17 protein-coding genes, 2 tRNA genes, 3 rRNA genes and 3 riboswitches are annotated in these 26,011 nt (G+C 43.0%); of the genes, 4 read left to right on the top strand and 18 right to left on the bottom strand.

The features are described 5' to 3' along the window. Positions 1 to 7: 7 nt before the first annotated feature. Entirely contained in the window at positions 8 to 787 is a 780-nt protein-coding gene (gene ubiE / locus GFB47_RS00335) for a bifunctional demethylmenaquinone methyltransferase/2-methoxy-6-polyprenyl-1,4-benzoquinol methylase UbiE (protein WP_153445606.1), read from the bottom strand. Positions 788 to 842: 55 nt separating this feature from the next. Beyond that, positions 843 to 2,357 (bottom strand): DNA recombination protein RmuC, encoded by a 1,515-nt coding sequence (gene rmuC / locus GFB47_RS00330; RefSeq protein WP_153445604.1) that lies wholly within the window; start codon positions 2,355 to 2,357, stop codon positions 843 to 845. Between the two features lie 228 nt (positions 2,358 to 2,585). Between rmuC and GFB47_RS00325 the strand changes: the two genes are divergently transcribed. Continuing rightward, a complete protein-coding gene (locus GFB47_RS00325; RefSeq protein ID WP_153445602.1) occupies positions 2,586 to 3,509 on the top strand; it encodes a DMT family transporter in 924 nt (307 codons plus the stop codon). Between the two features lie 7 nt (positions 3,510 to 3,516). On the opposite strand, the gene tsrA is transcribed toward GFB47_RS00325, so the two are convergent. Continuing rightward, complete coding sequence (tsrA, locus tag GFB47_RS00320; RefSeq protein ID WP_153445600.1) at positions 3,517 to 3,801, bottom strand: H-NS-like global regulator TsrA; 285 nt, start codon at positions 3,799 to 3,801, stop codon at positions 3,517 to 3,519. Positions 3,802 to 4,076: 275 nt separating this feature from the next. Here tsrA and GFB47_RS00315 point away from each other — a divergent pair, with 275 nt between their 5' ends. Next, the gene (locus GFB47_RS00315; RefSeq protein ID WP_153445598.1) at positions 4,077 to 5,870 is read left to right on the top strand and encodes an aminopeptidase P family protein; all 1,794 of its coding nucleotides are present in this window, start codon (positions 4,077 to 4,079) and stop codon (positions 5,868 to 5,870) included. A gap of 94 nt (positions 5,871 to 5,964) precedes the next feature. On the opposite strand, the gene thiH is transcribed toward GFB47_RS00315, so the two are convergent. The 12 genes from thiH to GFB47_RS00255 form a co-directional block, all read right to left on the bottom strand. Continuing rightward, the gene (gene thiH / locus GFB47_RS00310) at positions 5,965 to 7,077 is read right to left on the bottom strand and encodes a 2-iminoacetate synthase ThiH (RefSeq protein WP_153445597.1); all 1,113 of its coding nucleotides are present in this window, start codon (positions 7,075 to 7,077) and stop codon (positions 5,965 to 5,967) included. Positions 7,078 to 7,086: 9 nt separating this feature from the next. Next, a complete protein-coding gene (locus GFB47_RS00305) occupies positions 7,087 to 7,890 on the bottom strand; it encodes a thiazole synthase (RefSeq protein WP_153445595.1) in 804 nt (267 codons plus the stop codon). Positions 7,891 to 7,894: 4 nt separating this feature from the next. Continuing rightward, complete coding sequence (thiS, locus tag GFB47_RS00300; RefSeq protein WP_153445593.1) at positions 7,895 to 8,095, bottom strand: sulfur carrier protein ThiS; 201 nt, start codon at positions 8,093 to 8,095, stop codon at positions 7,895 to 7,897. A gap of 86 nt (positions 8,096 to 8,181) precedes the next feature. After that, on the bottom strand, positions 8,182 to 8,931 hold the full coding sequence (locus GFB47_RS00295; RefSeq protein ID WP_153445592.1) for a HesA/MoeB/ThiF family protein: 750 nt from the start codon (positions 8,929 to 8,931) through the stop codon (positions 8,182 to 8,184). A 31-nt stretch (positions 8,932 to 8,962) separates the two neighbouring features. Beyond that, entirely contained in the window at positions 8,963 to 10,249 is a 1,287-nt protein-coding gene (gene thiE, locus GFB47_RS00290; RefSeq protein ID WP_153445590.1) for a thiamine phosphate synthase, read from the bottom strand. Continuing rightward, a complete protein-coding gene (gene thiC, locus GFB47_RS00285; RefSeq protein ID WP_153445588.1) occupies positions 10,249 to 12,207 on the bottom strand; it encodes a phosphomethylpyrimidine synthase ThiC in 1,959 nt (652 codons plus the stop codon). Before thiC ends, thiE begins: the two co-directional genes overlap by 1 nt. Before the next feature lie 121 nt (positions 12,208 to 12,328). After that, a riboswitch (TPP riboswitch) is annotated at positions 12,329 to 12,426 on the bottom strand. 81 nt (positions 12,427 to 12,507) lie between these two features. Beyond that, entirely contained in the window at positions 12,508 to 13,878 is a 1,371-nt protein-coding gene (locus tag GFB47_RS00280) for a voltage-gated chloride channel family protein (RefSeq protein ID WP_153445586.1), read from the bottom strand. 77 nt (positions 13,879 to 13,955) lie between these two features. Beyond that, positions 13,956 to 14,027, bottom strand: a riboswitch (Fluoride riboswitch). Between the two features lie 385 nt (positions 14,028 to 14,412). Further along, positions 14,413 to 14,489, bottom strand: a tRNA-Asp gene (locus GFB47_RS00275). A gap of 29 nt (positions 14,490 to 14,518) precedes the next feature. Next, a 5S ribosomal RNA gene (gene rrf, locus GFB47_RS00270) occupies positions 14,519 to 14,634 on the bottom strand. Positions 14,635 to 14,765: 131 nt separating this feature from the next. Continuing rightward, positions 14,766 to 17,655, bottom strand: a 23S ribosomal RNA gene (locus GFB47_RS00265). Positions 17,656 to 17,964: 309 nt separating this feature from the next. After that, positions 17,965 to 18,040, bottom strand: a tRNA-Ala gene (locus GFB47_RS00260). Positions 18,041 to 18,099: 59 nt separating this feature from the next. Continuing rightward, positions 18,100 to 19,639 (bottom strand): 16S ribosomal RNA (locus GFB47_RS00255). Together the 16S, 23S and 5S rRNA genes with 2 tRNA genes alongside form the textbook arrangement of a ribosomal RNA operon. Before the next feature lie 658 nt (positions 19,640 to 20,297). On the opposite strand from GFB47_RS00255, the gene GFB47_RS00250 reads away from it, so the two are divergent. Further along, positions 20,298 to 20,768 (top strand): RNA recognition motif domain-containing protein, encoded by a 471-nt coding sequence (locus GFB47_RS00250; protein ID WP_153445585.1) that lies wholly within the window; start codon positions 20,298 to 20,300, stop codon positions 20,766 to 20,768. Here GFB47_RS00250 and murI read toward each other — a convergent pair. Then, complete coding sequence (gene murI, locus GFB47_RS00245; RefSeq protein ID WP_153445583.1) at positions 20,731 to 21,522, bottom strand: glutamate racemase; 792 nt, start codon at positions 21,520 to 21,522, stop codon at positions 20,731 to 20,733. The genes GFB47_RS00250 and murI overlap by 38 nt on opposite strands. 155 nt (positions 21,523 to 21,677) lie before the next feature. Then, the gene (locus tag GFB47_RS00240) at positions 21,678 to 23,558 is read right to left on the bottom strand and encodes a TonB-dependent receptor domain-containing protein (RefSeq protein ID WP_153445581.1); all 1,881 of its coding nucleotides are present in this window, start codon (positions 23,556 to 23,558) and stop codon (positions 21,678 to 21,680) included. A 36-nt stretch (positions 23,559 to 23,594) separates the two neighbouring features. Next, positions 23,595 to 23,830, bottom strand: a riboswitch (cobalamin riboswitch). Between the two features lie 183 nt (positions 23,831 to 24,013). On the opposite strand from GFB47_RS00240, the gene trmA reads away from it, so the two are divergent. Then, entirely contained in the window at positions 24,014 to 25,120 is a 1,107-nt protein-coding gene (trmA, locus tag GFB47_RS00235; RefSeq protein WP_153445579.1) for a tRNA (uridine(54)-C5)-methyltransferase TrmA, read from the top strand. A 260-nt stretch (positions 25,121 to 25,380) separates the two neighbouring features. Here the strand turns inward: trmA and fabR are convergent, their stop codons facing one another. Then, positions 25,381 to 26,004 carry an HTH-type transcriptional repressor FabR gene (gene fabR / locus GFB47_RS00230; RefSeq protein ID WP_153445577.1) on the bottom strand — a complete coding sequence of 208 codons (624 nt, stop codon included), beginning with the start codon at positions 26,002 to 26,004 and terminating at the stop codon, positions 25,381 to 25,383. Positions 26,005 to 26,011 lie beyond the last annotated feature (7 nt).

Below are 26,011 nucleotides of genomic sequence, written 5' to 3'. Positions count from 1 at the left end.
TTACCCCTTAAAATTTATAACCACGGTGCAGCGCAACAATACCACCAGTTAGATTGAAATAGCTGGTTTGCTCAAAACCGGCCTCATCCATCATACCTTTCAATGTGTCTTGATCTGGGTGCATGCGGATAGACTCAGCTAAGTAACGATAGCTATCGGCATCATTGGCAATCACTTGACCTATCTTCGGTAACAGATGGAAAGAATAAGCATCATACACTTTCGACAATGCCTGCATTTGGGGCTTTGAAAACTCCAACACCAACAAACGACCACCAGGTTTTAATACTCGGAACATTGAGCGCAGAGCTTTATCTTTATCGGTTACATTACGTAAGCCGAAAGCGATAGTAATACAATCAAAATGATCATCTGGAAATGGCAGTTCTTCAGCATTAGCTTGTACATAATGCACGTTACCCACTACTCCAAGGTCGCGTAATTTATCACGCCCCACATTGAGCATAGAGTTATTGATATCAGCTAAAATAACATGCCCGGTATCGCCGACAATACGAGAGAACTTAGCCGTCAAATCACCCGTTCCACCGGCCAAATCGAGAACTTTATGCCCAGGGCGAACACCACTGCAATCAATAGTAAAGCGCTTCCATAAACGGTGAATACCAACCGACATTAAATCATTCATAATGTCGTACTTTGCCGCTACAGAGTGAAACACTTCCGCGACTTTCTCTACTTTTTTGTCTTTTGCCACAGTCGTGAAGCCAAAGTGAGTCGTATCATCTTGAGTCGTTAAATTATCTGATTGCACTTGCTTATCCATCGTGATTATGTCGATTAGTTAATTTCAGCTCGAATCTGGGCCAATAAAGAAGCGGTTAGTTTACTTTATCCTCTAGCACTTGTCTGTCATTGTGAAAGTCATTTTGCGCAATTTCTGCTAAATTAGGCGCAATCTCTTTTTTCACTTCTACCCCTAAACTTCTAAAACCTTCAGCTTGGCGAATAAGATTGCCCTTTCCTAACGATAATTTGTTCATTGCGCCTTGATAACTCGATTCTGCACGACTCAACGCACTACCAACCGCTTGCATGTCGTCAACAAATAAGCGCATTTTGTCGTAGAGTTTACTGGCGCGTTCTGCAATTAATTTTGCATTCTGATTTTGTCGTTCATTACGCCACAAATTACTGATGGTACGTAACGCGACTAACAATGTGGTTGGACTCACTAAAATAATATTCTGCTCCATCGCATCACGAACCAAACTTGGATCCGCTTCCATTGCTAACTGAAACGCCGGCTCAATCGGGATAAACATCAACACATAATCGAGCGATGTGATCCCTTGCAGTTGATGGTAATCTTTTTGACTGAGTAATTTAATATGACTGCGCATGGCAAGAAGATGGGCATTAATGGCTTTGGATTTCTCGGTATCGGTTTCGCCATTAAAATAACGCTCAAAAGCGACTAAAGTCATTTTGGAATCAATCACTACTTGCTTGTTTTCCGGTAAGTTAACAATGACATCTGGCTGATAACGCTTACCGCTTTCATGATTCAAACTGACTTGAGTAAGGTATTCATGCCCTTCTCGCAAACCGGAGTCTTTTAGTACTTTAGCGAGAACCACTTCGCCCCAATTACCTTGCTGTTTATTATCGCCTTTTAGCGCTTGGGTTAAGTTAACCGCATCTTGCGCCATTTGTTGATTCAGTTTTTGTAAGTGACGAATTTCATGCACTAAGGTGTGACGTTCTTTAGCTTCTTGATTAAAGCTAGTATCTACTTGTTGCTTGAATCCAGTTAACTGCTCTTTTAGTGGCGACAGTAAGCCCTCTAAGCTTAATTTGTTTTGTTCATCGACACTTTTTACTTTGCTTTCAAACAATTGATTAGCTAGGCTTTCAAATTCAACTTTAAGCCTTTGTTCGGCTTTTTCTAATATCTGAAGTTTCTCTTGCGCTGCTTTTTGCGATTCATAGTGACGCACTTCGAGCTCTCGGTTGGCCGCTTTATAGTCACTAAGTTGAGATTGCAATTGCTCAATATATTGCTTGCTCTGCTGCATCTCTTGTTGTAAAACCTGATAATGATCAAGTCGTTCATTGGCCGCCATTAATTGACCATGCGCCTGACGCGCCTCAAACTCAGACTTATCGCGCGCGACATCTAATTGCTCCAACTCTTTTTGATGCTCACCATTAAGATGTTGAAGCTGTTGAATGCTTTGTTGCAGTAAATTGATTTCGCCATTGTGATTTTGCTGTGCTTGAGTGAGTTTATTTTTGTGATCGTATCGGAGCCATGCGATTAGCAAAATAGACAGAATCGTGATACCTATTAAGCAAAGGTAAAGCAAATCGCTTTCATTAGTGAACGGGGGCATATAAATCCTTATGACATGTAATGTAGCAATCGTGGTGACTCTCTCGTCAACAACGTTATCAATAAATAGATAACATTGTTGATGGCTATGACTAAGTATAAATCATATTATATACTGTATAAATGTCCAGTCTATTCTTGGGCGCAATGAAGTTGCTGTACAGACAACAAAGCAACGGATCAAGTAAGACGGATAGGTAGGGATTTAGCAGTTAAAATGGAAATAATTATGCCTTCTACAAACAATGAACGCACTGCCGTGGTGCTTGGGTTAAGCGCGGTATTACTATGGTCAACCGTTGCCACCGCTTTCAAACTAACTTTGGCACAATTTAGTCCAATTCAAATGCTATTGGTTGCCAGTATCGTTTCCGCCTTCACCTTATTACTGATTTGTGGCTATCAAGGCAAGTTAAACCAAATCGTTCCAATTTTTAAAGCCAATCCTAAATTCTTCCTTCTATTAGGATTAATTAATCCCTTTGGCTATTATTTGATTTTATTTAAAGCCTATGAACTACTACCCGCCTCACAGGCTCAGCCTTTAAACTACAGTTGGGCGATCACTTTAACCTTAATGGCGGCGATATTTTTAGGTCAAAAAATTCGCCGTCAAGATTGGGTCGCTTGTGGTTTAGGTTACTTTGGGGTGTTAATCATTGCCACCAAAGGTGACTTATTAGGCTTGCACTTTGAGAGTCCACTAGGGGTAATACTGGCGTTATTATCGACTTTGTTATGGGCATCTTATTGGATCTTAAATACTAAAAATAAATCCGACCCTATCATCGTGGTGCTACTTGGCTTTTTGATCTCCCTGCCTTTTTCATTATTTGCCGCTTGGCATGAGGGGCATGCATGGTCTCACATCAATTGGCAAGGATGGTTGGCGGTTTCTTATGTTGGATTATTTGAAATGGGGATCACGTTTGTGCTGTGGTTGAGCGCATTAAAGCTCACTCAGAATACCGCTCGGATCAGTAATTTTATATTTCTATCACCATTTATTTCATTAATATTACTATCTCAAATTATAGGCGAGACAATTTACCCATCGACGATAATTGGCTTGGTGTTTATTTTGATTGGGTTAATGATCCAGCAAATAAAATTCAAGCGACATCGTTCAACATCGACGACTCGCTCAGGGTAAAATAAGTTTATTTCTTAGCGAGAAATTTTTCTAACTCTTCAATCGAAAAGCCTTTGTCTTTCATATCTTGGGCGATCAATTGAATATTTTCATCTTTACGCGATTCAAGGACTGTTTGAAATTGATAGATGATGTCTCGTAATGTTTCTAATGGCAGCTGCTTAGCGGCGCTGCGAATGCGCTCTTCACTTTGATTGCCGAGTTCAGCTAGTAACTTTCCATACATGACTTTTTCTGGGCTTTCTTCTAATTGCTCTAAGATTCGAGCCATTTCATAAGTGGTAATAGACATAAGCGATTCAAGTTTCCGTATCGGTGGTTTTTATTTTTTGAGTTGTCAAATATACGCTTCATATTGTTTTTGGCAAATTAAATTATCAATTATATTGGTGATGAATGATTAAGATTCCCTACGTAGAAATATACCTTCTTATTATGTCCAGTACTCGATCTGCTACAAGCTTAGCTTTAACAATAAGGAGATAATGTTAAGATTAATCAGGTTATATTTGAAACATAAAAATAAATAGATGAATTAGAAGTTGCACATTATATTAAGGATAAAACATGTCACTTAACATTTCAGATCGCATTGAAGCTTTACGCCAATGGTTAACCAACAACAACCTCGATGCAGTTATCATTCCTCACGAAGATGAATACTTGGGCGAATATATTCCACTGCATAATGAAAGGCTTGCTTATATCTCGGGCTTTGTCGGATCAGCCGGTGCCGCAATCATCACTCAAGATCAGGCGGCTATTTTTGTCGATGGTCGATATACCATTCAAGTCACTAAACAAGCACCAAGTGATATTTTCTCTTATCATCATCTAATTCAACAACCACCTCTGCAATGGGCAAGTCAAAATCTTAAACAAGGTGCACGCCTTGCTATCGATCCAAAAATGCACTCTGCGGTTTGGTTTGAGAAAGCCGAAGTTCAGTTATCACAACAACTGCAGCTGATCAGCTTAGATCACAATCCGATTGATGTTATCTGGCAAGATCGTCCCGATCCTATTGAATCATCAATGCGTTTAATGGATCTTGAACTGGTAGGACAATCAAGTGCAGACAAGCGTCAACAAATTGCTGATATTCTAGTGAATGATAACCTTGATGCAGCTTTATTGACGCAATTAGACTCGGTGTGCTGGTTACTTAATATTCGTGGCTTAGACGTTTCTCGCCTGCCGGTACTATTAAGCCAAGCGATCATTCATCAAAATGGTAGCGTTGATTTCTTTATTGATCCCTCTCGTGTACCAGACAATTTCGCCCAACATGTTGGAGCCAATGTACGTGTTCACTCTCCTCTGCAACTTGAAACAGTATTAGCCTCATTGGCGACTAAAAAAGTATTAGTCGATCCAAGTACTTCTAATGCGTGGTACTCACTGATATTGAATAAGCACAAGGCCATCATTCATCCTGCCGCGGATCCATGTCTATTACCTAAAGCTTGTAAAAATAACGTTGAAGCACAAGGGATGATCAATTGTCATGTCCGAGATGGCGTGGCGATGTCTTCTTTTTTATGTTGGTTAGATAAAGAAGTTGCGAGTGGTCGACTGCATGATGAAGATCAGTTAGCGACCAAACTACAACAATGTCGCGAACAAGATCCGACTCTGGCCGATTTAAGTTTCGATACTATTTCAGCGGCAGGCAGCAATGCAGCAATGTGTCATTACAATCACGCCGATCAATCTGAGTTTGGGAAGCTAAGTTTAAACAGTTTGTACTTAGTTGATTCTGGTGGCCAATATCAAGATGGCACCACAGATATTACTCGCACTATTGCGATTGGAACACCTTCAGAATTTATGAAGCAACAATATACTTTAGTGCTGAAAGGTCACATTGCTTTAGCCAGTGCTCGCTTTCCCAAAGGCACAACAGGTAGTCAACTGGATGTTTTGGCCCGCCAATTTTTATGGGCAAAAGGCTATAACTATGATCACGGTACCGGTCATGGTGTCGGTCACTTCTTAAGTGTGCATGAAGGCCCTCAGCGTATTTCACCTGCGTATAATGGTGTGGCGCTGCAAGCGGGCATGGTAGTTTCAAATGAACCCGGTTATTACCGTACCGATGAATTTGGTATTCGGATCGAGAACCTAGAGTTAATTAATCCAGTTGAAACCAATGGTGATCTGGAACTGCTTGGATTGCACTCTCTAACCCGTTGTCCTATTGATGTGCGAGCGATCAATGTTGATATGCTCAATCGTCCAGAACTCACTTGGCTCAATGATTATCATCAGAAAGTGTGGGATGATTTAAGCCCACTCGTGAATAGTGAGGTTAAAATCTGGCTGCAACACGCAACCCAACCATTACGTTACGCCGATTAATATCATCGAAAATAGTAACTATTAAAACAATAATGAAAAAGGCCTAACATTATCGCTAATGTTAGGCCTTATTGTTTCACGTGAAACATTCAAACTAACCAGAGTAAGCCGAATGCCAGTCAGTCCATACAGCTTCAAATCCTCGCGACTTTACCGCCGCTTCTACTTGTTGCGCTGAACGCTCATCACTGATGGCGAATTGCTCCAACTCAACATCGGCATTAGCGTAACCCCCAGGTTGTGTTTTGGAGGCTGCAGAAATACTGGTAACCCCTAACGCTAAAACATTATCTCTAAACTGTGGCGATTCACGTGTCGATAATGACAATTCAACTTGAGGGTTAAACAAGCGGTAAGCACAAATCAGCTGTACCAGTTGTTTATCTGTCATGACTGATTTAGGTTGAACACCACCTTCGCACGGTCTTAATCTTGGAAAAGAAATGGAGTAACGTGATTGCCAGTACTGTTTTTCAAGATACTGCAAATGGGTCGCAGTGAAAAAACAATCTGTTCTCCATTCTTCTAAGCCAATCAAAGCCCCAATGCCTATTTTATCGATGCCTGCTTTTGCCAGCCGATCAGGGGTGTCTAATCGATAATAAAAATCTTGTTTATTGCCGCGTAAATGATGCTGAGCATAAGTAGAAGGATGATAGGTTTCTTGGTATACCATCACCGCATCTAAACCTAAGGTTTTCAATTCGGCGTATTGATGCTGTTCAAGCGGCTGGACTTCCATGGCTAGATAGTTGAATGACTGCTTGATTAAGGGTAGCGTTTGGCGAAAGTATTTCATTCCAACCTTAGTTTCATGCTCTCCGGTTACCAATAAAACACTATCGAACTTCATCGCTTTGATCGCACGGATTTCACTGCTGATCTCACTCAAATTTAATGTTTTGCGTTTGATGCGATTATCCATAGAAAAACCACAGTAACTACACGAATTGGCGCATAAGTTCGATAGATAAAGTGGGATGTAAAAACCCATGGTATGACCAAATCGCTGCCGAGTGAGAGCATAAGATTGCTGCGCCATTTGTTCGATATAGCTTTCGGCCGCCGGCGAGATTAACGCTTTAAAATCTTCCAGATCAAGCTTATTTTTGCCTAGCGCTCGCTCTACATCTTCCGCAGTCTTGCTGTATATCGACAGCTTAATATTATCCCAATCTAATTTTTTAAAATGTTCAATAAAGCTCATCACCCACTCCTAAGATAAAAAAGAGGTTAATGGACTTGATGCAACCGCCTGATGACTACTCGCAGCTAATCCCGCAAGATAAGCGATTCTGCCCGCTTGTACTGAAAGTTTAAATGCTTCTGCCATCAAGTTCGGATCGTTGGCAGAGGCAATCGCAGTGTTAACCAGTACCGCATCTGCACCCAATTCCATTGCTTGAGCTGCGTGAGATGGCGCGCCAATTCCCGCATCGACAATCACCGGAATGTTTGCTTGATCGATAATAATTTCGAGAAAATCTTTCGATGCTAGTCCTTTATTGGACCCTATCGGCGAACCTAATGGCATGATTGCGGCACATCCAACTTGCTCTAAATGACGACACAGAACTGGATCGGCATGACAGTAAGGTAGGACGACAAAACCGCGCTTTACTAATTCTTCTGCGGCTTTTAGGGTTTCTATTGGATCAGGCATTAAGTATTTAGGATCGGGATGTATCTCTAATTTAAGCCAGTTAGTCGCCAAAGCTTCTCGCGCTAATTCAGCCGCTAAAATCGCCTCTTTCGCCCCTTTGGCGCCCGAGGTATTGGGTAATAAATTAATTTTTGCATTGATTAATGGCTTTAAAATATCATCATCTTGGTTATGTATATTGACCCGTTTTAATGCCATTGTACAAAGTTGCGTTCCTGAAACTTCCAATGCATTGGCCATTATTGATTGATTGGCGAACTTTCCCGTTCCGGTAAAAAGGCGAGAAGAAAAAATCTTATCGGCGATAACTAGACTATCTGATGAAGTATTAGGTTTCACAATTGTGGAAGATATCATTCACTCAGCCCCCTGCTATTGCTTGGAAAAGAGAAATTTGATCACCACTATTAATCTCAAATTCGTCCCAGCAAGAATGTGGGACGATGGTGTGATTTACCGTAATCGCTATATTGTTTATTTCAATTTCTAATTGTGTGAGTAAGCCACTCACAGAAGTCACACCATCCAGTAGCACCACTTCTTCATTGACCATTATATTCATCTTCTATCCTAGAAATTTGAACGTGTCCCTCCTCTTCCATATCTGCCGTTTATCTAGTCTTAAACTCTGTTAGAGGGCTTTCATCTTTATAAATGACAGCAAACTGGACATGAAGGATCCACGCTAATATTAAATTTTTGCCAAGCTAGCGTTTGACCATCAAATAAATTTAAAACGTTAGGCTTTAGCTTGGTATTGTTGCTTATCAGTTTGATTGCTTCTAATGCCTGAAGGTTACCTAAAGTGCCGACAACCGGTCCGATCACACCATTTTCAGAACATTTTAACCCTGCGCTATTATCTTGGTAAGGAACCGCACAGTGATAACAAGGCTGTTTACTTTGCCTAAAATCAAACGTCATCAATTGGCCAACCCACCCAATTGCCGAGCCGGAAATTAAAGGTGTGCCCGATTCAACACAGGCTTTATTTACCGCTTGCCGAGTTGGGAAGTTATCACTGCAATCCAACACCACATCCGCCATCATCACTTCAAGTTTTAGTCTTTCATCTTGTAAGAATGATTCAACTGCACGGATTTTTGATTGTGAATCAAGTTGTTTAATTTGATGAACGGTCGATTTGGCCTTATTAACACCAATATCGGATTCTCTATAAATCACTTGGCGTTGTAAGTTAGAAGACTCAACGCTATCACCATCCGCCACCACCAACTGACCCACACCAGCCGAAGCAAGATATAAAGCTACCGATGAACCCAAACCGCCACAACCAACAATCAAAACTTTACTTGCCAATAAAAGTTCCTGACCCGACTCCCCAACTTCTGGAACCATAATTTGACGTTGATAGCGATGAAACTGTAAATCATTCATAGATAGCCTTAGATTGAAGCTTAATTATTAACTATGCAGGTTCGGCAACATCAGCCAGATCCTCCTGCATAATTTGTGCAAATTGATTGATGGCTAATTGTATATCAGGAGCTTCGGTAATGGCACGTACAACTGCCAAACTCGACACACCACATTGCCAAACTTGTTTTGCGTTAGATAGGTCAATACCACCAATCGCCACCGTCGGTTCATGAGGCATTAAGCTGCTGATCATCTGTTGATATAATTTAAGCTTAATGACCCCTTGCGGCTTCGATGGCATTTGTTTCGTCGGTGTCGGAAATATATGCCCCAGTGCAATATAACTCGGGTTAAATTGTGCCGCTTTTAATACCTCATAATATCCATGAGTAGAGAGTCCTAAACGTAAGCCCATTTGCTGTATTAATTTCAAATCGGCCACTTGCAGATCTTCTTGGCCTAGATGTACACCATAAGCTTGATGTTTTATGGCCAATTGCCAATAATCATTGATAAACACCTGTGCATCATGTTCTTCGCCCAATGCGACCGCATGTTTAATTTGCTCTTCTAGGTCTTTCTGAAGCGGGTTTTTTATTCGCAATTGAACTGTTTTAACTCCTAGCATCAACAATTTTTCGATTTGACGGTAATGAGTCACCACTGGGTACAAGTTAAATTTATCACGCTCTATTGGTTGATAATCAAACCATTGCTTCTCAATACAGTTCCAATTAAATTTAGCACTTCGCTCATTAACCATTATTAATGGTGTCGGGAATAAAAAGCGTTCTGTTGGCCATGTTTCACGTGAAACACTCGAATCTGGTTCGCGTAATTTATTCATACTGCTGTGAGGTAACGGTACAGTCATTGCAGCACGGGCTAGCATCAATGCATCTTGAAGCGAGAACTCGAGACTTAAGCACGTAAAAAACCACGCAAGATGACGCTCACTATGTAGAGGAGCTATAACATGTGAGGAGCGTAATACACGATACTCTTGTTCTGCATTCAACCATACATCATGTAACTCACCCTCAAAGTAAGCATCAATATATAGCGTTTTATCATTCAATATTTCTGGTAGAGGTTGCCCATTCAAATACAATAGATAACGGTCTGCATTATTAATACTCGAAGGATCTTGCACCGCATCATGCAAAACCGAATAACATGTCGCCTGATCCTGATCAATAACAGCAATGTATTCGCAATGACCAGGACTTATCGCTATATCTTCAATCGCAAAACCTACCTGCTTTGCAGCAGATAAACAATTGGTGATCATTGAAGTCAGAGCTTGTTGTTGTGAGGGTAGCTTTATATGTACCATTAAACCTCCAGCTCAGATTCTTCATCGAGATCCGATTTAGCAGGATGATATAACTCTGAACCTGTCGCTAAAAACTCGGCCGATTTTTGTTTCATTCCTTCCAATGGATCATTGAGCATTTTAATATCAATCGCTTGATCGGCGGCTACTTGTTTGGTGTCTTTGGCATACTCACGCACTTCTTGCGATATTTTCATTGAACAAAATTTAGGGCCACACATCGAGCAAAAATGAGCGACTTTACCTGATTCTTGCGGTAGCGTTTCATCATGAAAAGCCAGTGCAGTTTCAGGATCAAGAGAAAGATTGAATTGGTCATGCCAACGAAATTCAAAGCGTGCTTTCGATAAGGCATTATCTCGAATTTGTGCGCCAGGGTGACCTTTGGCCAAATCGCCAGCATGAGCAGCAAGTTTATAAGTAATAAGCCCTGTTTTTACATCTTCTTTATTTGGTAAACCCAAGTGCTCTTTTGGGGTGACATAACACAACATCGCACAACCAAACCAACCGATCATCGCCGCACCAATACCAGAGGTGATATGATCATAACCTGGTGCAATATCGGTGGTTAATGGCCCTAGAGTATAAAATGGAGCTTCATGACAATGCTTTAACTGCTCATCCATATTCTCTTTGATCATGTGCATAGGAACATGCCCAGGACCTTCAATCATCACTTGGACATCATATTGCCATGCGATTTTAGTCAACTCGCCTAATGTACGCAGTTCAGAAAATTGCGCTTCATCATTGGCATCAGCGATTGAACCTGGACGTAGGCCATCTCCCAGTGAAAGTGCTACATCATATTTGGCACAAATTTCACAGATCTCACGAAAATGAGTATAAAGAAAGCTTTCTTGGTGATGAGCTAAGCACCACTTTGCAATGATCGAGCCACCACGAGAAACAATCCCAGTCACCCGCTTAGCCGTCATCGGCACATAACGAAGTAACAGGCCAGCATGAATAGTAAAGTAATCCACCCCCTGCTCAGCTTGCTCAATTAAGGTGTCTCGCATCACTTCCCAATTAAGGTCCTCAGCGACACCGTTCACTTTTTCTAATGCTTGGTACATCGGAACCGTTCCAATTGGTACTGGGCTGTTACGTAAAATCCACTCTCGCGTTTCATGGATATTACGTCCCGTCGAAAGGTCCATTACAGTATCGCCGCCCCAACGTGTTGACCACACCAACTTCTCTACTTCTTCTTCGATTGATGAAGAAACTGAAGAATTACCTATATTGGCATTCACCTTAATTAAGAAATTACGCCCAATGATCATAGGTTCTGATTCAGGGTGATTAATATTAGATGGAATAATCGCACGCCCTTCCGCCACCTCTCGACGTACGAACTCAGGGGTGATCTCCTTTGGTAAATTAGCGCCAAAGTTATTGCCAGGATGCTGCTGATTTAACTGTTCATCCCCAAATTTCTGACGACCCATATTTTCACGAATGGCAATAAACTCCATTTCAGGGGTAATAATGCCTTTCCTCGCGTAATGCAATTGAGTGACGCATTGGTTTGGTTTGGCTTTTCGAATTCTAGGTAAGTTGCCATAACGAAGATTATCTAAGGTGTCATCGGCTAATCTTTGCTTGGCAAACGTGGAGCTGACATCTGATAACGTTTCAGTATCGTCGCGCTCAGTAATCCATTGTTCTCTTAGCTTTGGCAAGCCAGTATGGAGATCTATCTGGTAAGTTGGATCGGTATAAAGACCGGAAGTATCGTAGACCTGAATGGGCTCATTAGGAGACAATAATGGTTTTTCTTTACTCCCTCCAACCAAACTATCTGCTAGTGATATTTGACGCATAGGGACGCGAATGTCAGTGCGGCTACCTTGGATATAGGTTTTTTCTGAGTTTGGGTATGGTTGTACAGAAAGTGACTCAATGAAATTTTTAGCTTCCATACGAGCTTGTTTACGACTTGACGACATAGCATTTTCCTTTAACTTTTAGAGTTATAGTTCCCGAAGGAGTAAATGCTTGACGGATTTGATGCACAAGAATGCAGATCTGTGGATTCACAGTTACATTTATAGATGGGTAATATAAGAAAATTACTCTTCTCTCGTTCCCTTCGCAGGTATTAGCCTGATCAGGTTCAACGGATCCCGCAACGCGGTCTCAGCCTTATGGCACTCCGACAAGTCAGAAGAGTATATTTAGTGCTTAAATATTCAGCAAGCTATTTTAGATTTAATAACTAACAAAACCAAAAAGTGTGATGTTAAGCACTATTTTTTAAGTTTGTTAATTAATAATCCAAATAAACTCGAGTGAGTCTCTCTTAATTGACCAATTTTCCCATCAAAAGGAGCCTCACCTTCTAGATCAAACAATTTGGGCACCGCGACTCGTTGAGATAAGTAGATACCAGTATGCCCACTGAAGTAATAAGCGGTATAACACGCAATAGCAAAATAGAGTATGTATTCAGAACCAAATAGCTCAACCCCCATGATAGTACATGCCAGCGGAGTATTGGTTGCCGCTGCAAACACAGCGATGAAACCCAGTGCGGCAAATAATTCAGGTGGCGCCCCTAAAACCCAAGCTAAAGAATTACCTAATGTCGCACCAATAAAGAATAAAGGGGTCACTTCACCACCTTTAAACCCAACCGATAGCGTTAATGCGGTCAATACTAATTTAAGTATCCAGCTATACCACTCTGCACCACCTTGGTGGAAGGCTGAAACAATACTGACCCCGCCTTCACGGCTGCTATAAACCCCTAAACCAGTGTAATCGTAATTACCAATCAACTTAGTGATTAAAATAACTAAAACACCACCAATAAAGACAATCAGGTATGGATTTTTAAGCGTTAATTTAAAAAAGTCTTTTAATGAATGGGTCAACTCACCAAATAAGTATCCGGCGAGGCCAAAACCAACCCCAGCCACAATGATTTTTAAAAGCAAAAGTGGATCAACCTTTACAACATGATCGAGCATTTTAAAAGACTCTAAAAAATCAATCCGGTAATGAGTATGGTGCGTACCCAGTGCAGTACAAACAGTATCGGCAATAATAGCAGCAAATAATGCCGGAATAATTGCATCATACTTCAAGCGGCCAATTGCTAGCACTTCTAAGGCAAAAATAGCCCCCGTCAATGGCGTGCCAAATATCGCGCCAAAACCAGCCGCAATACCTGAAATTAGCAGTAGACGAGTGTCTGATGGTGATAACTTAAACCATTTTGCAAAACATTGAGAAGCAGCGCCACCAATCTGAACCGCAGTACCTTCACGTCCTGCTGAGCCACCAAATAGATGGGTAATAACCGTTGTGATAAGTACTAAAGGACCCATTCTAGTTGGGATCCCTGCACCTGGTTGGTGTATTTCATCCATGATGAGGTTATTACCACCATCTGAATTTTTACCAAGCTCTCGGTATAGATAAACAATCAGTAAGCCAGCAAAAGGCAAAAGATATAACAGCCAAGTATTGGCTTCACGGGTTGCTGTTGCTTCAGACAGTAGCCACAAAAAGAAAGCATTTAATGCGCCTATTACACTAGCAACAGGAACAATAATAATTATCCAACGTAAGATTTGGATAAATAACTTGGGATTTGGTTTAAGGGGATGAGACATATATCTACCTAAAATAAATGATTAATAGTATAGGATAGATATTGAAAAGCGTTGGAAACCTGCCGATAGATCTATCCCACCTAGCAGGAGTCATCATCTCAGAAAAAGACATTGAGCGGTTAAGGTGGAACTCCATCACCCGTGACGTGAGTCACAAAAACATTTTATACGTCAATCACCAATAATTCAACTCTAGACACTTGATGTGGGTCATACAGGTGAAAAAAGACCTATTTTAATACGGTACGGCCACTGTATGTCACCTCAAAGTCATTGCCTTTACATGCTCTATATTTTAACTTTGTTCAGACGTAAAAAAGCCCGACTCTTTCGAATCGGGCTTTCATAAATAGTAGCGGAGTGGACGGGACTCCCTAATATCACCAATCTTGCGCGCCCTCCGACGTGACAGGCCGCAGTTTTTAATGATCGCTAACCAACTGAACTACCGTTTCGCAGTGCCATTACCCTTAAGTTCTATTTTATTCAGACGCAAAAAAGCCCGACTCTTTCGAATCGGGCTTTCATAAATAGTGGCGGAGTGGACGGGACTCGAACCCGCGACCCCCGGCGTGACAGGCCGGTATTCTAACCAACTGAACTACCACTCCGCAGTGTCTATTCAGTATACTAAATCAAAGCCTGGCGATGTCCTACTCTCACATGGGGAAACCCCACACTACCATCGGCGCTATTGCGTTTCACTTCTGAGTTCGGCATGGAATCAGGTGGGTCCACAATGCTATGGTCGCCAAGCAATATTCTTTGTTAAGACGATTTCGTCTTAACTAATTCGGAAAGCTGCTTTGCTAATTCGTTCTCACACAAATTCAAGTATCTATTCGTATCTTCTATTAAATCCAACAACAAAACCCTTTAGGTGTTGTATGGTTAAGCCTCACGGGCAATTAGTACAGGTTAGCTCAATGCCTCGCAGCACTTACACACCCTGCCTATCAACGTTCTAGTCTCGAACAACCCTTTAGGACGCTTAAAGCGCCAGGGAAGACTCATCTCAGGGCTCGCTTCGTGCTTAGATGCTTTCAGCACTTATCGATTCCGAACTTAGCTACCGGGCAATGCCATTGGCATGACAACCCGAACACCAGTGGTTCGTCCACTCCGGTCCTCTCGTACTAGGAGCAGCCCCCTTCAATCTTCCAACGCCCACGGCAGATAGGGACCGAACTGTCTCACGACGTTCTAAACCCAGCTCGCGTACCACTTTAAATGGCGAACAGCCATACCCTTGGGACCGACTTCAGCCCCAGGATGTGATGAGCCGACATCGAGGTGCCAAACACCGCCGTCGATATGAACTCTTGGGCGGTATCAGCCTGTTATCCCCGGAGTACCTTTTATCCGTTGAGCGATGGCCCTTCCATTCAGAACCACCGGATCACTATGACCTGCTTTCGCACCTGCTCGAATTGTCATTCTCGCAGTCAAGCGGGCTTATGCCATTGCACTAACCACACGATGTCCAACCGTGTTTAGCCCACCTTCGTGCTCCTCCGTTACTCTTTGGGAGGAGACCGCCCCAGTCAAACTACCCACCAGGCACTGTCCACAATCCCGATTAGGGACCTATGTTAGAACATCAAAACTACAAGGGTGGTATTTCAAGGACGACTCCACATCATCTAGCGACAATGCTTCAAAGTCTCCCACCTATCCTACACATGTAGGTTCAATGTTCAGTGCCAAGCTGTAGTAAAGGTTCACGGGGTCTTTCCGTCTAGCCGCGGGTACACTGCATCTTCACAGCGATTTCAATTTCACTGAGTCTCGGGTGGAGACAGCGTGGCCATCATTACGCCATTCGTGCAGGTCGGAACTTACCCGACAAGGAATTTCGCTACCTTAGGACCGTTATAGTTACGGCCGCCGTTTACCGGGGCTTCGATCAAGAGCTTCGACCGAAGTCTAACCCCATCAATTAACCTTCCGGCACCGGGCAGGCGTCACACCGTATACGTCATCTTACGATTTTGCACAGTGCTGTGTTTTTAATAAACAGTTGCAGCCACCTGGTATCTGCGACTCCCGTCAGCTTAGAGAGCAAGTCTCATCACCAACAGGAGCGTACCTTCTCCCGAAGTTACGGTACCATTTTGCCTAGTTCCTTCACCCGAGTTCTCTCAAGCGCCTTGGTATTCTCTACCCGACCACCTGTGTCGGTTTGGGGTACGATTTCTTATAAACTGAAGCTTAGAGGCTTTTCCTGGAAGTATGGCATCAATGACTTCATCACCGTAGTGACTCGACATCGTGTCTCAGCCTAACAATTTCCCGGATTTACCTAAGAAATTAGCCTACGCACTTGAACCTGGACAACCATCGCCAGGCCCACCTAGCCTTCTCCGTCCCCCCATCGCATTTATAAGAAGTACGGGAATATTAACCCGTTTCCCATCGACTACGCTTTTCAGCCTCGCCTTAGGGGTCGACTTACCCTGCCCCGATTAACGTTGGACAGGAACCCTTGGTCTTCCGGCGAGGGAGTTTTTCACTCCCTTTATCGTTACTCATGTCAGCATTCGCACTTCTGATACCTCCAGCAAACTTCTCAGTTCACCTTCAACGGCTTACAGAACGCTCCCCTACCCAGCATAATAAATTATGCTGCCGCAGCTTCGGTGTATAGCTTAGCCCCGTTACATCTTCCGCGCAGGCCGACTCGACCAGTGAGCTATTACGCTTTCTTTAAATGATGGCTGCTTCTAAGCCAACATCCTGGCTGTCTGAGCCTTCCCACATCGTTTCCCACTTAGCTATACTTTGGGACCTTAGCTGGCGGTCTGGGTTGTTTCCCTCTCCACGACGGACGTTAGCACCCGCCGTGTGTCTCCCGGATATTACTTACTGGTATTCGGAGTTTGCAAAGGGTTGGTAAGTCGGGATGACCCCCTAGCCTTAACAGTGCTCTACCCCCAGTAGTATTCGTCCGAGGCGCTACCTAAATAGCTTTCGGGGAGAACCAGCTATCTCCAGGTTTGATTGGCCTTTCACCCCTAGCCACAAGTCATCCGCTAATTTTTCAACATTAGTCGGTTCGGTCCTCCAATTGATGTTACTCAATCTTCAACCTGCCCATGGCTAGATCACCTGGTTTCGGGTCTAATCCTAGCAACTATTCGCCCAGTTAAGACTCGGTTTCCCTACGGCTCCCCTAAACGGTTAACCTTGCTACTAAAATTAAGTCGCTGACCCATTATACAAAAGGTACGCAGTCACACCACGAAGGTGCTCCTACTGCTTGTACGTACACGGTTTCAGGTTCTATTTCACTCCCCTCACAGGGGTTCTTTTCGCCTTTCCCTCACGGTACTGGTTCACTATCGGTCAGTCAGGAGTATTTAGCCTTGGAGGATGGTCCCCCCATATTCAAACAGGATATCACGTGTCCCGCCTTACTCGTTTTCACTTAGTATGATGTGTCGGTTACGGGGCTATCACCCTGTATCGCGGCACTTTCCAGAGCCTTCACCTGCATCATATAAAGCTTAAGGGCTAATCCAATTTCGCTCGCCGCTACTTTCGGAATCTCGGTTGATTTCTCTTCCTCCGGGTACTTAGATGTTTCAGTTCCCCGGGTTCGCCTTATTAACCTATGTATTCAGTTAATAATACGTGCTTATGCACGTGGGTTTCCCCATTCGGAAATCGTAGACTCAAGTGGCTTTTACTGCCTTATCTACGCTTATCGCAAGTTAATACGTCCTTCATCGCCTCTGACTGCCTAGGCATCCACCGTGTACGCTTATTCACTTAACCATACAACCCAAAAGGGTCTTATGTATGTTCAACTAAATAAGGTTTAGTTTTTTGTTTATTCAAGAGGGTAATCTTGAATAAACGATTTGCCGGACTCAATAGAACAAACCATAAATGGTTTGTAGAATACAAGACACTTGAATGTGTGTTGTTACTCATCACTTGCAAGCAAGTAATAAGATTTGAGAACTTTTATTTTGAACAAATAACCTTGGTTATTTATTCAGTCAGCTTTCCAAATTGTTAAAGAGCAAGTTATATCTTTCGATGTAACCATTTTTAAATACTCTCAAGGAGAATACTTAAAGATGGTGGAGCTATGCGGGATCGAACCGCAGACCTCTTCGCTGCCAGCGAAGCGCTCTCCCAGCTGAGCTATAGCCCCTTAACTTCTATTTAAACCTAATCAATCTGTGTGGGTACTCATCAAAAATAATCTTTTCGTAAGGAGGTGATCCAGCCCCAGGTTCCCCTAGGGCTACCTTGTTACGACTTCACCCCAGTCATGAACCACAAAGTGGTAAGCGTCCTCCCCGAAAGGTTAAACTACCTACTTCTTTTGCAGCCCACTCCCATGGTGTGACGGGCGGTGTGTACAAGGCCCGGGAACGTATTCACCGTGGCATTCTGATCCACGATTACTAGCGATTCCGACTTCATGGAGTCGAGTTGCAGACTCCAATCCGGACTACGACGCACTTTTTGGGATTCGCTCACTATCGCTAGCTTGCTGCCCTCTGTATGCGCCATTGTAGCACGTGTGTAGCCCTACTCGTAAGGGCCATGATGACTTGACGTCGTCCCCACCTTCCTCCGGTTTATCACCGGCAGTCTCCCTGGAGTTCCCGACATTACTCGCTGGCAAACAAGGATAAGGGTTGCGCTCGTTGCGGGACTTAACCCAACATTTCACAACACGAGCTGACGACAGCCATGCAGCACCTGTCTTACAGTTCCCGAAGGCACATCAGCGTCTCCGCCGACTTCTGTAGATGTCAAGAGTAGGTAAGGTTCTTCGCGTTGCATCGAATTAAACCACATGCTCCAGCTTGTGCGGGCCCCCGTCAATTCATTTGAGTTTTAATCTTGCGACCGTACTCCCCAGGCGGTCTACTTAACGCGTTAGCTCCGAAAGCCACGGCTCAAGGCCACAACCTCCAAGTAGACATCGTTTACGGCGTGGACTACCGGGGTATCTAATCCCGTTTGCTCCCCACGCTTTCGCATCTGAGTGTCAGTATCTGTCCAGGGGGCCGCCTTCGCCACTGGTATTCCTTCAGATCTCTACGCATTTCACCGCTACACCTGAAATTCTACCCCCCTCTACAGTACTCTAGTTTGCCAGTTTCAAATGACCTCCGAGGTTGAGCCCCGGGCTTTCACATCTGACTTAACAAACCACCTGCATGCGCTTTACGCCCAGTAATTCCGATTAACGCTCGCACCCTCCGTATTACCGCGGCTGCTGGCACGGAGTTAGCCGGTGCTTCTTCTGTTGCTAACGTCAAGCTACGCAGCTATTAACTACGCAACCTTCCTCACAACTGAAAGTACTTTACAACCCGAAGGCCTTCTTCATACACGCGGCATGGCTGCATCAGGCTTTCGCCCATTGTGCAATATTCCCCACTGCTGCCTCCCGTAGGAGTCTGGGCCGTGTCTCAGTCCCAGTGTGGCTGATCATCCTCTCAGACCAGCTAGGGATCGTCGCCTTGGTGAGCCATTACCTCACCAACTAGCTAATCCCACATAGGCGTATCCTAACGCGCGAGGCCCGAAGGTCCCCCGCTTTGCTCCGAAAAGATTATGCGGTATTAACAGTCGTTTCCAACTGGTATCCCCCACATCAGGGCAACTTCCTATGCATTACTCACCCGTCCGCCGCTCGTCAGCAGATAGCAAGCTATCTCTGTTACCGCTCGACTTGCATGTGTTAGGCCTGCCGCCAGCGTTCAATCTGAGCCATGATCAAACTCTTCAATTTAAGATTTTGATTCCCTTAATTAAAAGGGAGTGACTCAACGAATACTGACTTCAAAACTAATCTTTATCCGAAGATAAAGTGTAATTTTAAAGCTATTACCATTCCAACAGAATGGTAATGAATTGACTGTGCCGAACAATAAATTGTTCAATTTGGTCACTCAGTTCATTGAAATCATTTTTGCTTCGCCTCTTCATTAAAAAAAGACGAGCTTTATTGATTATCATCAACGAGTGCCCACACAGATTGATAGGTTTAAATTGTTAAAGAGCAACTGTTCGTGTGACTTGCGCCTCGTTGAACAGGGCGGCCATTTTAACGATTTGATTGGGCGTGTCAAACACTTTCTTCAATCTTTTTTCGCTAACCTTTTTGAGAAGGTTATGACCTCTGACTCGTTGCGGCCGTTAGGCTGTGTGCACCGTGTCAGTGAGGTCGCATTATAGAGATCACCGTCACATTGGCAAGGGCTTTTTTCAATTTATTGTTCAAGCGGTTACTTTACCAGCGATATGTTTTTTTTTGATTATAATTTAAACATTTGAGCGGTGTCACAGCATTAAATTGGCAATAATTAGCTATTAAACGTAAAATAATTGTGTCTGTCTTTTATACAGACGCATTCACTCTTTCTTTTATCAATATGTAGTATTCAAATATGAACTCAAAAAAATCAATTATTATGGTTATGGCGCTTGCAGTAGTCGGTGCCGTGTTATTTTTCTCTATTAATGTTTCACCTGTTGTTAGTTTTCTAGTTGGTGTTGTTGCAACCACTCTTATTCTTTCTACTTCTGCATCACCTTCAGCACAAGCTAGCTCTTCAGATACTTTGGATAAAGAGGCAACTTCGACTCAAACTCTTTATGTGGGCAACCTTCCATATAAAGCCAATGAATCGAACGTTCGTCAGATTTTTTCAGAATATGGTGATGTACTTGCGGTTCGTCTAATGAAAGACAAAAGAACCGGTAAGCGTCGCGGCTTTGGTTTTGTCGTAGTAGCAGAAGCTGATACCGACAACATTATCAGCAATCTAAATGAAAAAGATTACATGCAGCGTACTTTAAAAGTTCGCGTTGCTAATGATCCTAAGCATCCGGAAGGGGGAATGTCCGAACAGGACTAAACCCAAACTTAGCTAAACCTATATTCAGCGCCACACCTTCCCAAGGTGTGGCGCTGCTGTATATAGCGTATGGAGATAACCGCGAACTGCTATCAACCATATTGGCATCTAACAATCTTTTGACCCTTTCAGCAATTGCCTTACCAGAATCAATCAATGTCACCCCTTTTCCCAATACCAACTGCATTTCTTCTCTTAATAGAGGGAAATGGGTACAACCCAAGACAGCAGTATCAATTTGATTAAGCAGTGGGGTAAGGATCTGCTGCAATTCAACTAGATTAACAGCCGTTCCTCTCAATTTTTCTTCCGCCATCGTAACAAGACGAGTTGAACCAAGCAGTTCCACTTTTGAGTTAGGGGCAAATTCTTTGATGAGGTTATGAGTATAACTACGTACAACCGTGGCAGGCGTGGCAATTAATCCAATTGCTTTTTGGGATATAGCCGCCGCGGGTTTAATCGCAGGAACGACACCAACGACAGGGATCTTTAATTCTTGGCGTAAGCGAGGCAGTACAATGGTGCTGGCGGTGTTGCATGCAATAACAACTAAATCTATCGCATGTTTTTCGACCATTGATCGCATAAATCGGCTGACTCTCTCAATTAAGCGTTGAGGTTCCAACTCTCCGTATGGGTAAGCTTTATTATCAAATAAATAAATATAGTTATGCTGAGGCAGTAAAGTCTGGATTTCTTGATATACAGATAAGCCACCGACACCTGAATCAAAAACTAAAATATTGGCCACACTTATTCCTCTTTTTTAAACTGATAATGCTGTACGTCCCATATCAATCGACGTTGTAATGCGAGTAAAGTATATGGTACGCAAACGAATAGAGGAAACAAAAGCGCCCGAAAGCGCTTTAATTTTATGAATAATACTTCGCTAATGTTTGCTGATTAAAACTGATAAGCAATCGAACCATAATAACTGCGTTCGGGAGAGATATAATTGGCTGCAGTTTCATAATCACTATCCAGTAAATTATCAATCCGAGCGGATAACTTCCATTGCTCGGTAATGTCATAACTTGCCGCGAGATCGACCAAGCTATAAGCATCCAGCTCAGTCCCACCATTATCTTTACGATCACCTTGATACACATAGCTCATATTGACTTGCCAAACTTCGGCTTGATACCCTACCTGCCACTTAAGGTTTTGACGTGCAATCCGTATAGCATCTTCCCCTGTCGCTTTATCTTCTGGCTTTAAGTATTCCAGAGAAACATTATGGCTTAGTAGTCCCGTTTCAAATTGTCCGGTCCATTCAACGCCCGTAATCGTTAAACTGTCGTTAATGCAAGTTGAGTAGGCCGACTGACAAGAAATTCGATTATCAACATCATTATAAAAACCCGCTAAGCGCCAATTTATCCAGCTGTGATCACCTTCTAGCGCGACTTCATAATTGGTTGATTCTTCAGGTTTCAAATCCGGATTAGCGTAGCCTGGATAATAAAGGTCATTAAAAGTAGGCGCTTTAAATCCAGTACCGACATTAGCGGTTAAACGTAATGGATCCACAAATCTCCAGCCAGCACCTAGCTGCCAAGTGGTTTTATCACCAAATTGTTCATTATCATCAAAACGAACACTGCCTTCGGTTTGCAACACTTCTCCATTATGACTCAGCGTTAAGTAACCCGCTTTATTATCACGTGATTTCACTTCGTAGCGCTGATAGTTCCCACCATAACTATTATATAAATCAGAATCACCCACATCATCATTAATATACTCAGCGCCAAAACCAACGCTGTCATAATGGTTAAACTGAAAATTATTACGCCATGATACTTGATTTCGTTTAGTGACAATGGTGCTTGACGGTAAATTATGTTGGCTCTCTGATTGATCTTGGCTATTGGCATAAGACAGATTGGAAGTCAGCTTGCTTCCTACATAAATTACCTGTCCCGCCACATTATAGTTATTGGTTTTATTACGGTCCCAACTCACCCCCCAAGCAGGATCATAATCGTACTCACTACGACCTTGGTGGTAATAACCACTTAATCGAATTAACCAATTATCGTTAAGTTGTGTGCCCATATCCGCAATGACATTGGTATTTTCAAAACCATCTCGATCTGAATCGCCAAATGTTGCCACATCATAACCATCAGCACGTTGATATTGAGTCGTCAAGTTCAACCAAGAATCATCCGTTGGCACAATGGCAGCGTTGGCGGTATAGCTTTGATAGCCATTTGATCCACCGGTGGCCTCAACCTTCCCTTTACTACTTTGTTCCTCACCTCGTGTAATGATATTGATCACCCCAGCGCTAGCGTCAGCACCATAAACTGCCGCCCTTGCACCTCGGATATATTCTATTTTTTCGACGCCGGCTAATGGCAATTGGCTAATATCGCTAAAGCCTAAAGTTGCACTGCCTAAACGCATACCATTAAATAACACCACCACATTACTGCTACCGCGCACATAAATTCGGCTCGGTTGGTTATAACCACCATTAGAACTAAATTGAATACCGGGTAATTGGCGCAGGACTTCTTGCATGGTATTGGCTTGGCTTTTTTCAATATCCGCTTTGGTGATTTCAATAACTGGCGCGACCAAATTGGTAACTAAATCGGTGCGCTTGGTCGCCGTCACTAACATCACATCAGTATGGGGATCCGACATTGGTGCCGCGACATCATTACTGGCTTGAGTTGCATCCGAAGATGTCGATGAAACTGCCTCAGCAGCATATGAAAAAGATAGAGGGGTGCACAACGTCATAATAGACGCCGCTAAAAGTGTTTTTTTCATTATATTGTTAGTCCTAAAACGCGAGAAACATTGCGAGCACTTGCTCCGTTGCTGGCAGGTCTTCGGACTTAAAGCATGATATTACTATCGCCTACTCCTTTCACTTCCCATTCACTTATTACAAGTTAAACAGTGTTTTGGTTATTCCTTAACCTTGAAAGTTTCGTTCTTCTCACCGCTGCGCGTCAGTTCTGGATTTACACCAAATTCCCTTTTCAGCCTCAAAATTCTTTTAAAAAAATGATGAGGTCACCAGCAAGGTCGATCCTAATGCGCCACTATCGGCTTGTCTACACTATTATTGATAGTAACGAATGATTTGTGCCTCATACATTCAAGTAAACCATGATTTTCATTCAATACTGGACATCTATGCTGCGATAGATAAAATCTGCGCTTCCGGTTCGATACCTAAGTAACTTCATTTTCAAAGCACACCACAAAAGGCTCACTTTATGGCAACGGTAAACAGCAGCGCAGATCGCTATGCACAACAATTGACAGGCAAACTGCAGCGTCTCGATGAGATGTTTGGTGAGTTTACGACTCCAGATATTGAAGTGTTTGAATCTCCAGAGCAGCATTATCGTATGCGCGCTGAGTTTCGAGTGTGGCATGAAGGTGAAGACATGTATTACGTCATGTTCAACCAAGAAACGCGTGAAAAATACCGTGTCGATCAATTTCCAACGGCCAGTCGTTTAATTAACGATTTAATGCCACTGCTATTAGAGGCGATGAAACCGAATTACAGTTTGCGCCATAAACTGTTCCAAGTGGATTTTTTATCGACCTTAAGTGGCGAGATCTTAGTGTCGTTGCTCTATCACCGTCAATTAGATGAAAAATGGAAGCAACAAGCACAAGCATTAAAGCAACGCCTGAATGATGAAGGGTTTAAGCTTGATTTGATTGGCCGCGCACGCAAGATGAAAATTGTAATGGATCGCGAATACGTGATCGAAAAACTGCAAGTAAATGGCAAACCTTATATCTACCAACAAGTTGAGAATAGTTTCACCCAACCAAACGGTATTGTGGCGCAAAAGATGTTGGAATGGGCGGTTGATTGCACCCAAGACAGCCAAGGTGATTTACTTGAACTGTACTGCGGAAACGGTAATTTTTCTCTGGCACTGGCACAAAACTTTGAACGTGTACTGGCAACAGAACTGGCCAAGCCATCTGTCGATTCAGCTCAATACAACATCAAAGCCAATAACATTGATAATGTCCAAATCATTCGCATGTCAGCGGAAGATTTTACCGATGCGATGGAAGGCAAACGAGAATTTCGTCGCTTAAAAGATAACGGCATTGATTTAACCAGTTACAACTGCAACACCATCTTTGTTGATCCACCACGCTCAGGTATGGATGAAGGCACATGCAAAATGGTGCAAGGTTATGAGCGTATTATGTATATCTCATGCAATCCAGAAACGCTTAAAGATAACTTAAACATTCTATCTCAAACCCACAACATCACCCGCTTTGCGCTATTTGATCAGTTTCCATTCACTCACCATATGGAAGTAGGCGTGTTTTTAGAGCGTAAGTAATTCTAGAATTCCCAACCAATACTAAAAAGCCGTTGCTGCCAGAATTATTGGTCGCAACGGCTTTTTGTTTGTCTTTTTAGAATGGACTGCAGGGATAGAAACTTAATGCTCAGCTATTATACTAATTCCATAAATTTAATGATCTTTCAAAATTGAGTACAAAGAAAAGTGTCAAAGGCCATAGATGACCTTTTCTCAAGCGACAAAGGACGGATCAGCGTCTTTTCGGCCTATTAAAATTGATCAAATATTAAATGGAATTACTCTGACTGAGTTTGTTCGGTATTCACTTTTCGCGTCATCATTGCTCCTTTGGCGAGCATTCTCAATTGAGTGATCATTCGTTCCGATAGCTGATGACGATCATCGGCATCCAAATCGAGAGCTTCTGCGCCAGAGGTAAATACAATCGTCACCGAGGCCTCTGCTTGAATAGAAGCGCATTCTCTTTCCAAACCCGTTTTAGCTAAATACTCAGCTAATTCAGCGCCAAAGTGATGCACTTCACGCGCCACAGCAGTACGAAATTCGGCCGAAGTTCCTGACCGTTCACGCAATAAAAGGCGAAATACATTGGGATTATGTTCGATAAATTCCATAAAGGTTTGAACTGATGTGCGGATCAAGCTGCCTTCTACCACCACTCGCTGACGAGCTTGGCGCATTAATTGGCGTAATAACAAACCGCCTTCATCCACCATCACCAGACCTAATTCATCCATATCTTTAAAATGACGATAAAAAGAGGTTGGTGCGATACCGGCTTCGCGTGAGACTTCACGTAAACTTAAATTAGAAAAACCTCGATCGGCGCTCAGTTGCCCAAAAGCGGCATCAATCAATGAGCGGCGTGTTTTCTCTTTTTGTTGAGCTCTTATACCCATAGGGATG

Source organism: Vibrio algicola, assembly GCF_009601765.2.
GTDB lineage: Bacteria > Pseudomonadota > Gammaproteobacteria > Enterobacterales > Vibrionaceae > Vibrio > Vibrio algicola.
This window is presented reverse-complemented; position numbering and strand designations above follow the sequence as displayed.

Coding starts and splice junctions, on each gene's coding strand:
- thiH (WP_153445597.1), bottom strand. CDS start 7,077: ATGAGCTTTATTGAACATTTTAAAAAATTAGATTGGGATAATATTAAG.
- thiS (WP_153445593.1), bottom strand. CDS start 8,095: ATGAATATAATGGTCAATGAAGAAGTGGTGCTACTGGATGGTGTGACT.
- GFB47_RS00240 (WP_153445581.1), bottom strand. CDS start 23,558: ATGAAAAAAACACTTTTAGCGGCGTCTATTATGACGTTGTGCACCCCT.
- GFB47_RS00280 (WP_153445586.1), bottom strand. CDS start 13,878: ATGTCTCATCCCCTTAAACCAAATCCCAAGTTATTTATCCAAATCTTA.
- tsrA (WP_153445600.1), bottom strand. CDS start 3,801: ATGTCTATTACCACTTATGAAATGGCTCGAATCTTAGAGCAATTAGAA.
- rmuC (WP_153445604.1), bottom strand. CDS start 2,357: ATGCCCCCGTTCACTAATGAAAGCGATTTGCTTTACCTTTGCTTAATA.
- thiC (WP_153445588.1), bottom strand. CDS start 12,207: ATGTCGTCAAGTCGTAAACAAGCTCGTATGGAAGCTAAAAATTTCATT.
- GFB47_RS00315 (WP_153445598.1), top strand. CDS start 4,077: ATGTCACTTAACATTTCAGATCGCATTGAAGCTTTACGCCAATGGTTA.
- trmA (WP_153445579.1), top strand. CDS start 24,014: ATGGCAACGGTAAACAGCAGCGCAGATCGCTATGCACAACAATTGACA.
- GFB47_RS00305 (WP_153445595.1), bottom strand. CDS start 7,890: ATGATATCTTCCACAATTGTGAAACCTAATACTTCATCAGATAGTCTA.
- ubiE (WP_153445606.1), bottom strand. CDS start 787: ATGGATAAGCAAGTGCAATCAGATAATTTAACGACTCAAGATGATACG.
- GFB47_RS00325 (WP_153445602.1), top strand. CDS start 2,586: ATGCCTTCTACAAACAATGAACGCACTGCCGTGGTGCTTGGGTTAAGC.
- GFB47_RS00250 (WP_153445585.1), top strand. CDS start 20,298: ATGAACTCAAAAAAATCAATTATTATGGTTATGGCGCTTGCAGTAGTC.
- thiE (WP_153445590.1), bottom strand. CDS start 10,249: ATGGTACATATAAAGCTACCCTCACAACAACAAGCTCTGACTTCAATG.
- fabR (WP_153445577.1), bottom strand. CDS start 26,004: ATGGGTATAAGAGCTCAACAAAAAGAGAAAACACGCCGCTCATTGATT.
- GFB47_RS00295 (WP_153445592.1), bottom strand. CDS start 8,931: ATGAATGATTTACAGTTTCATCGCTATCAACGTCAAATTATGGTTCCA.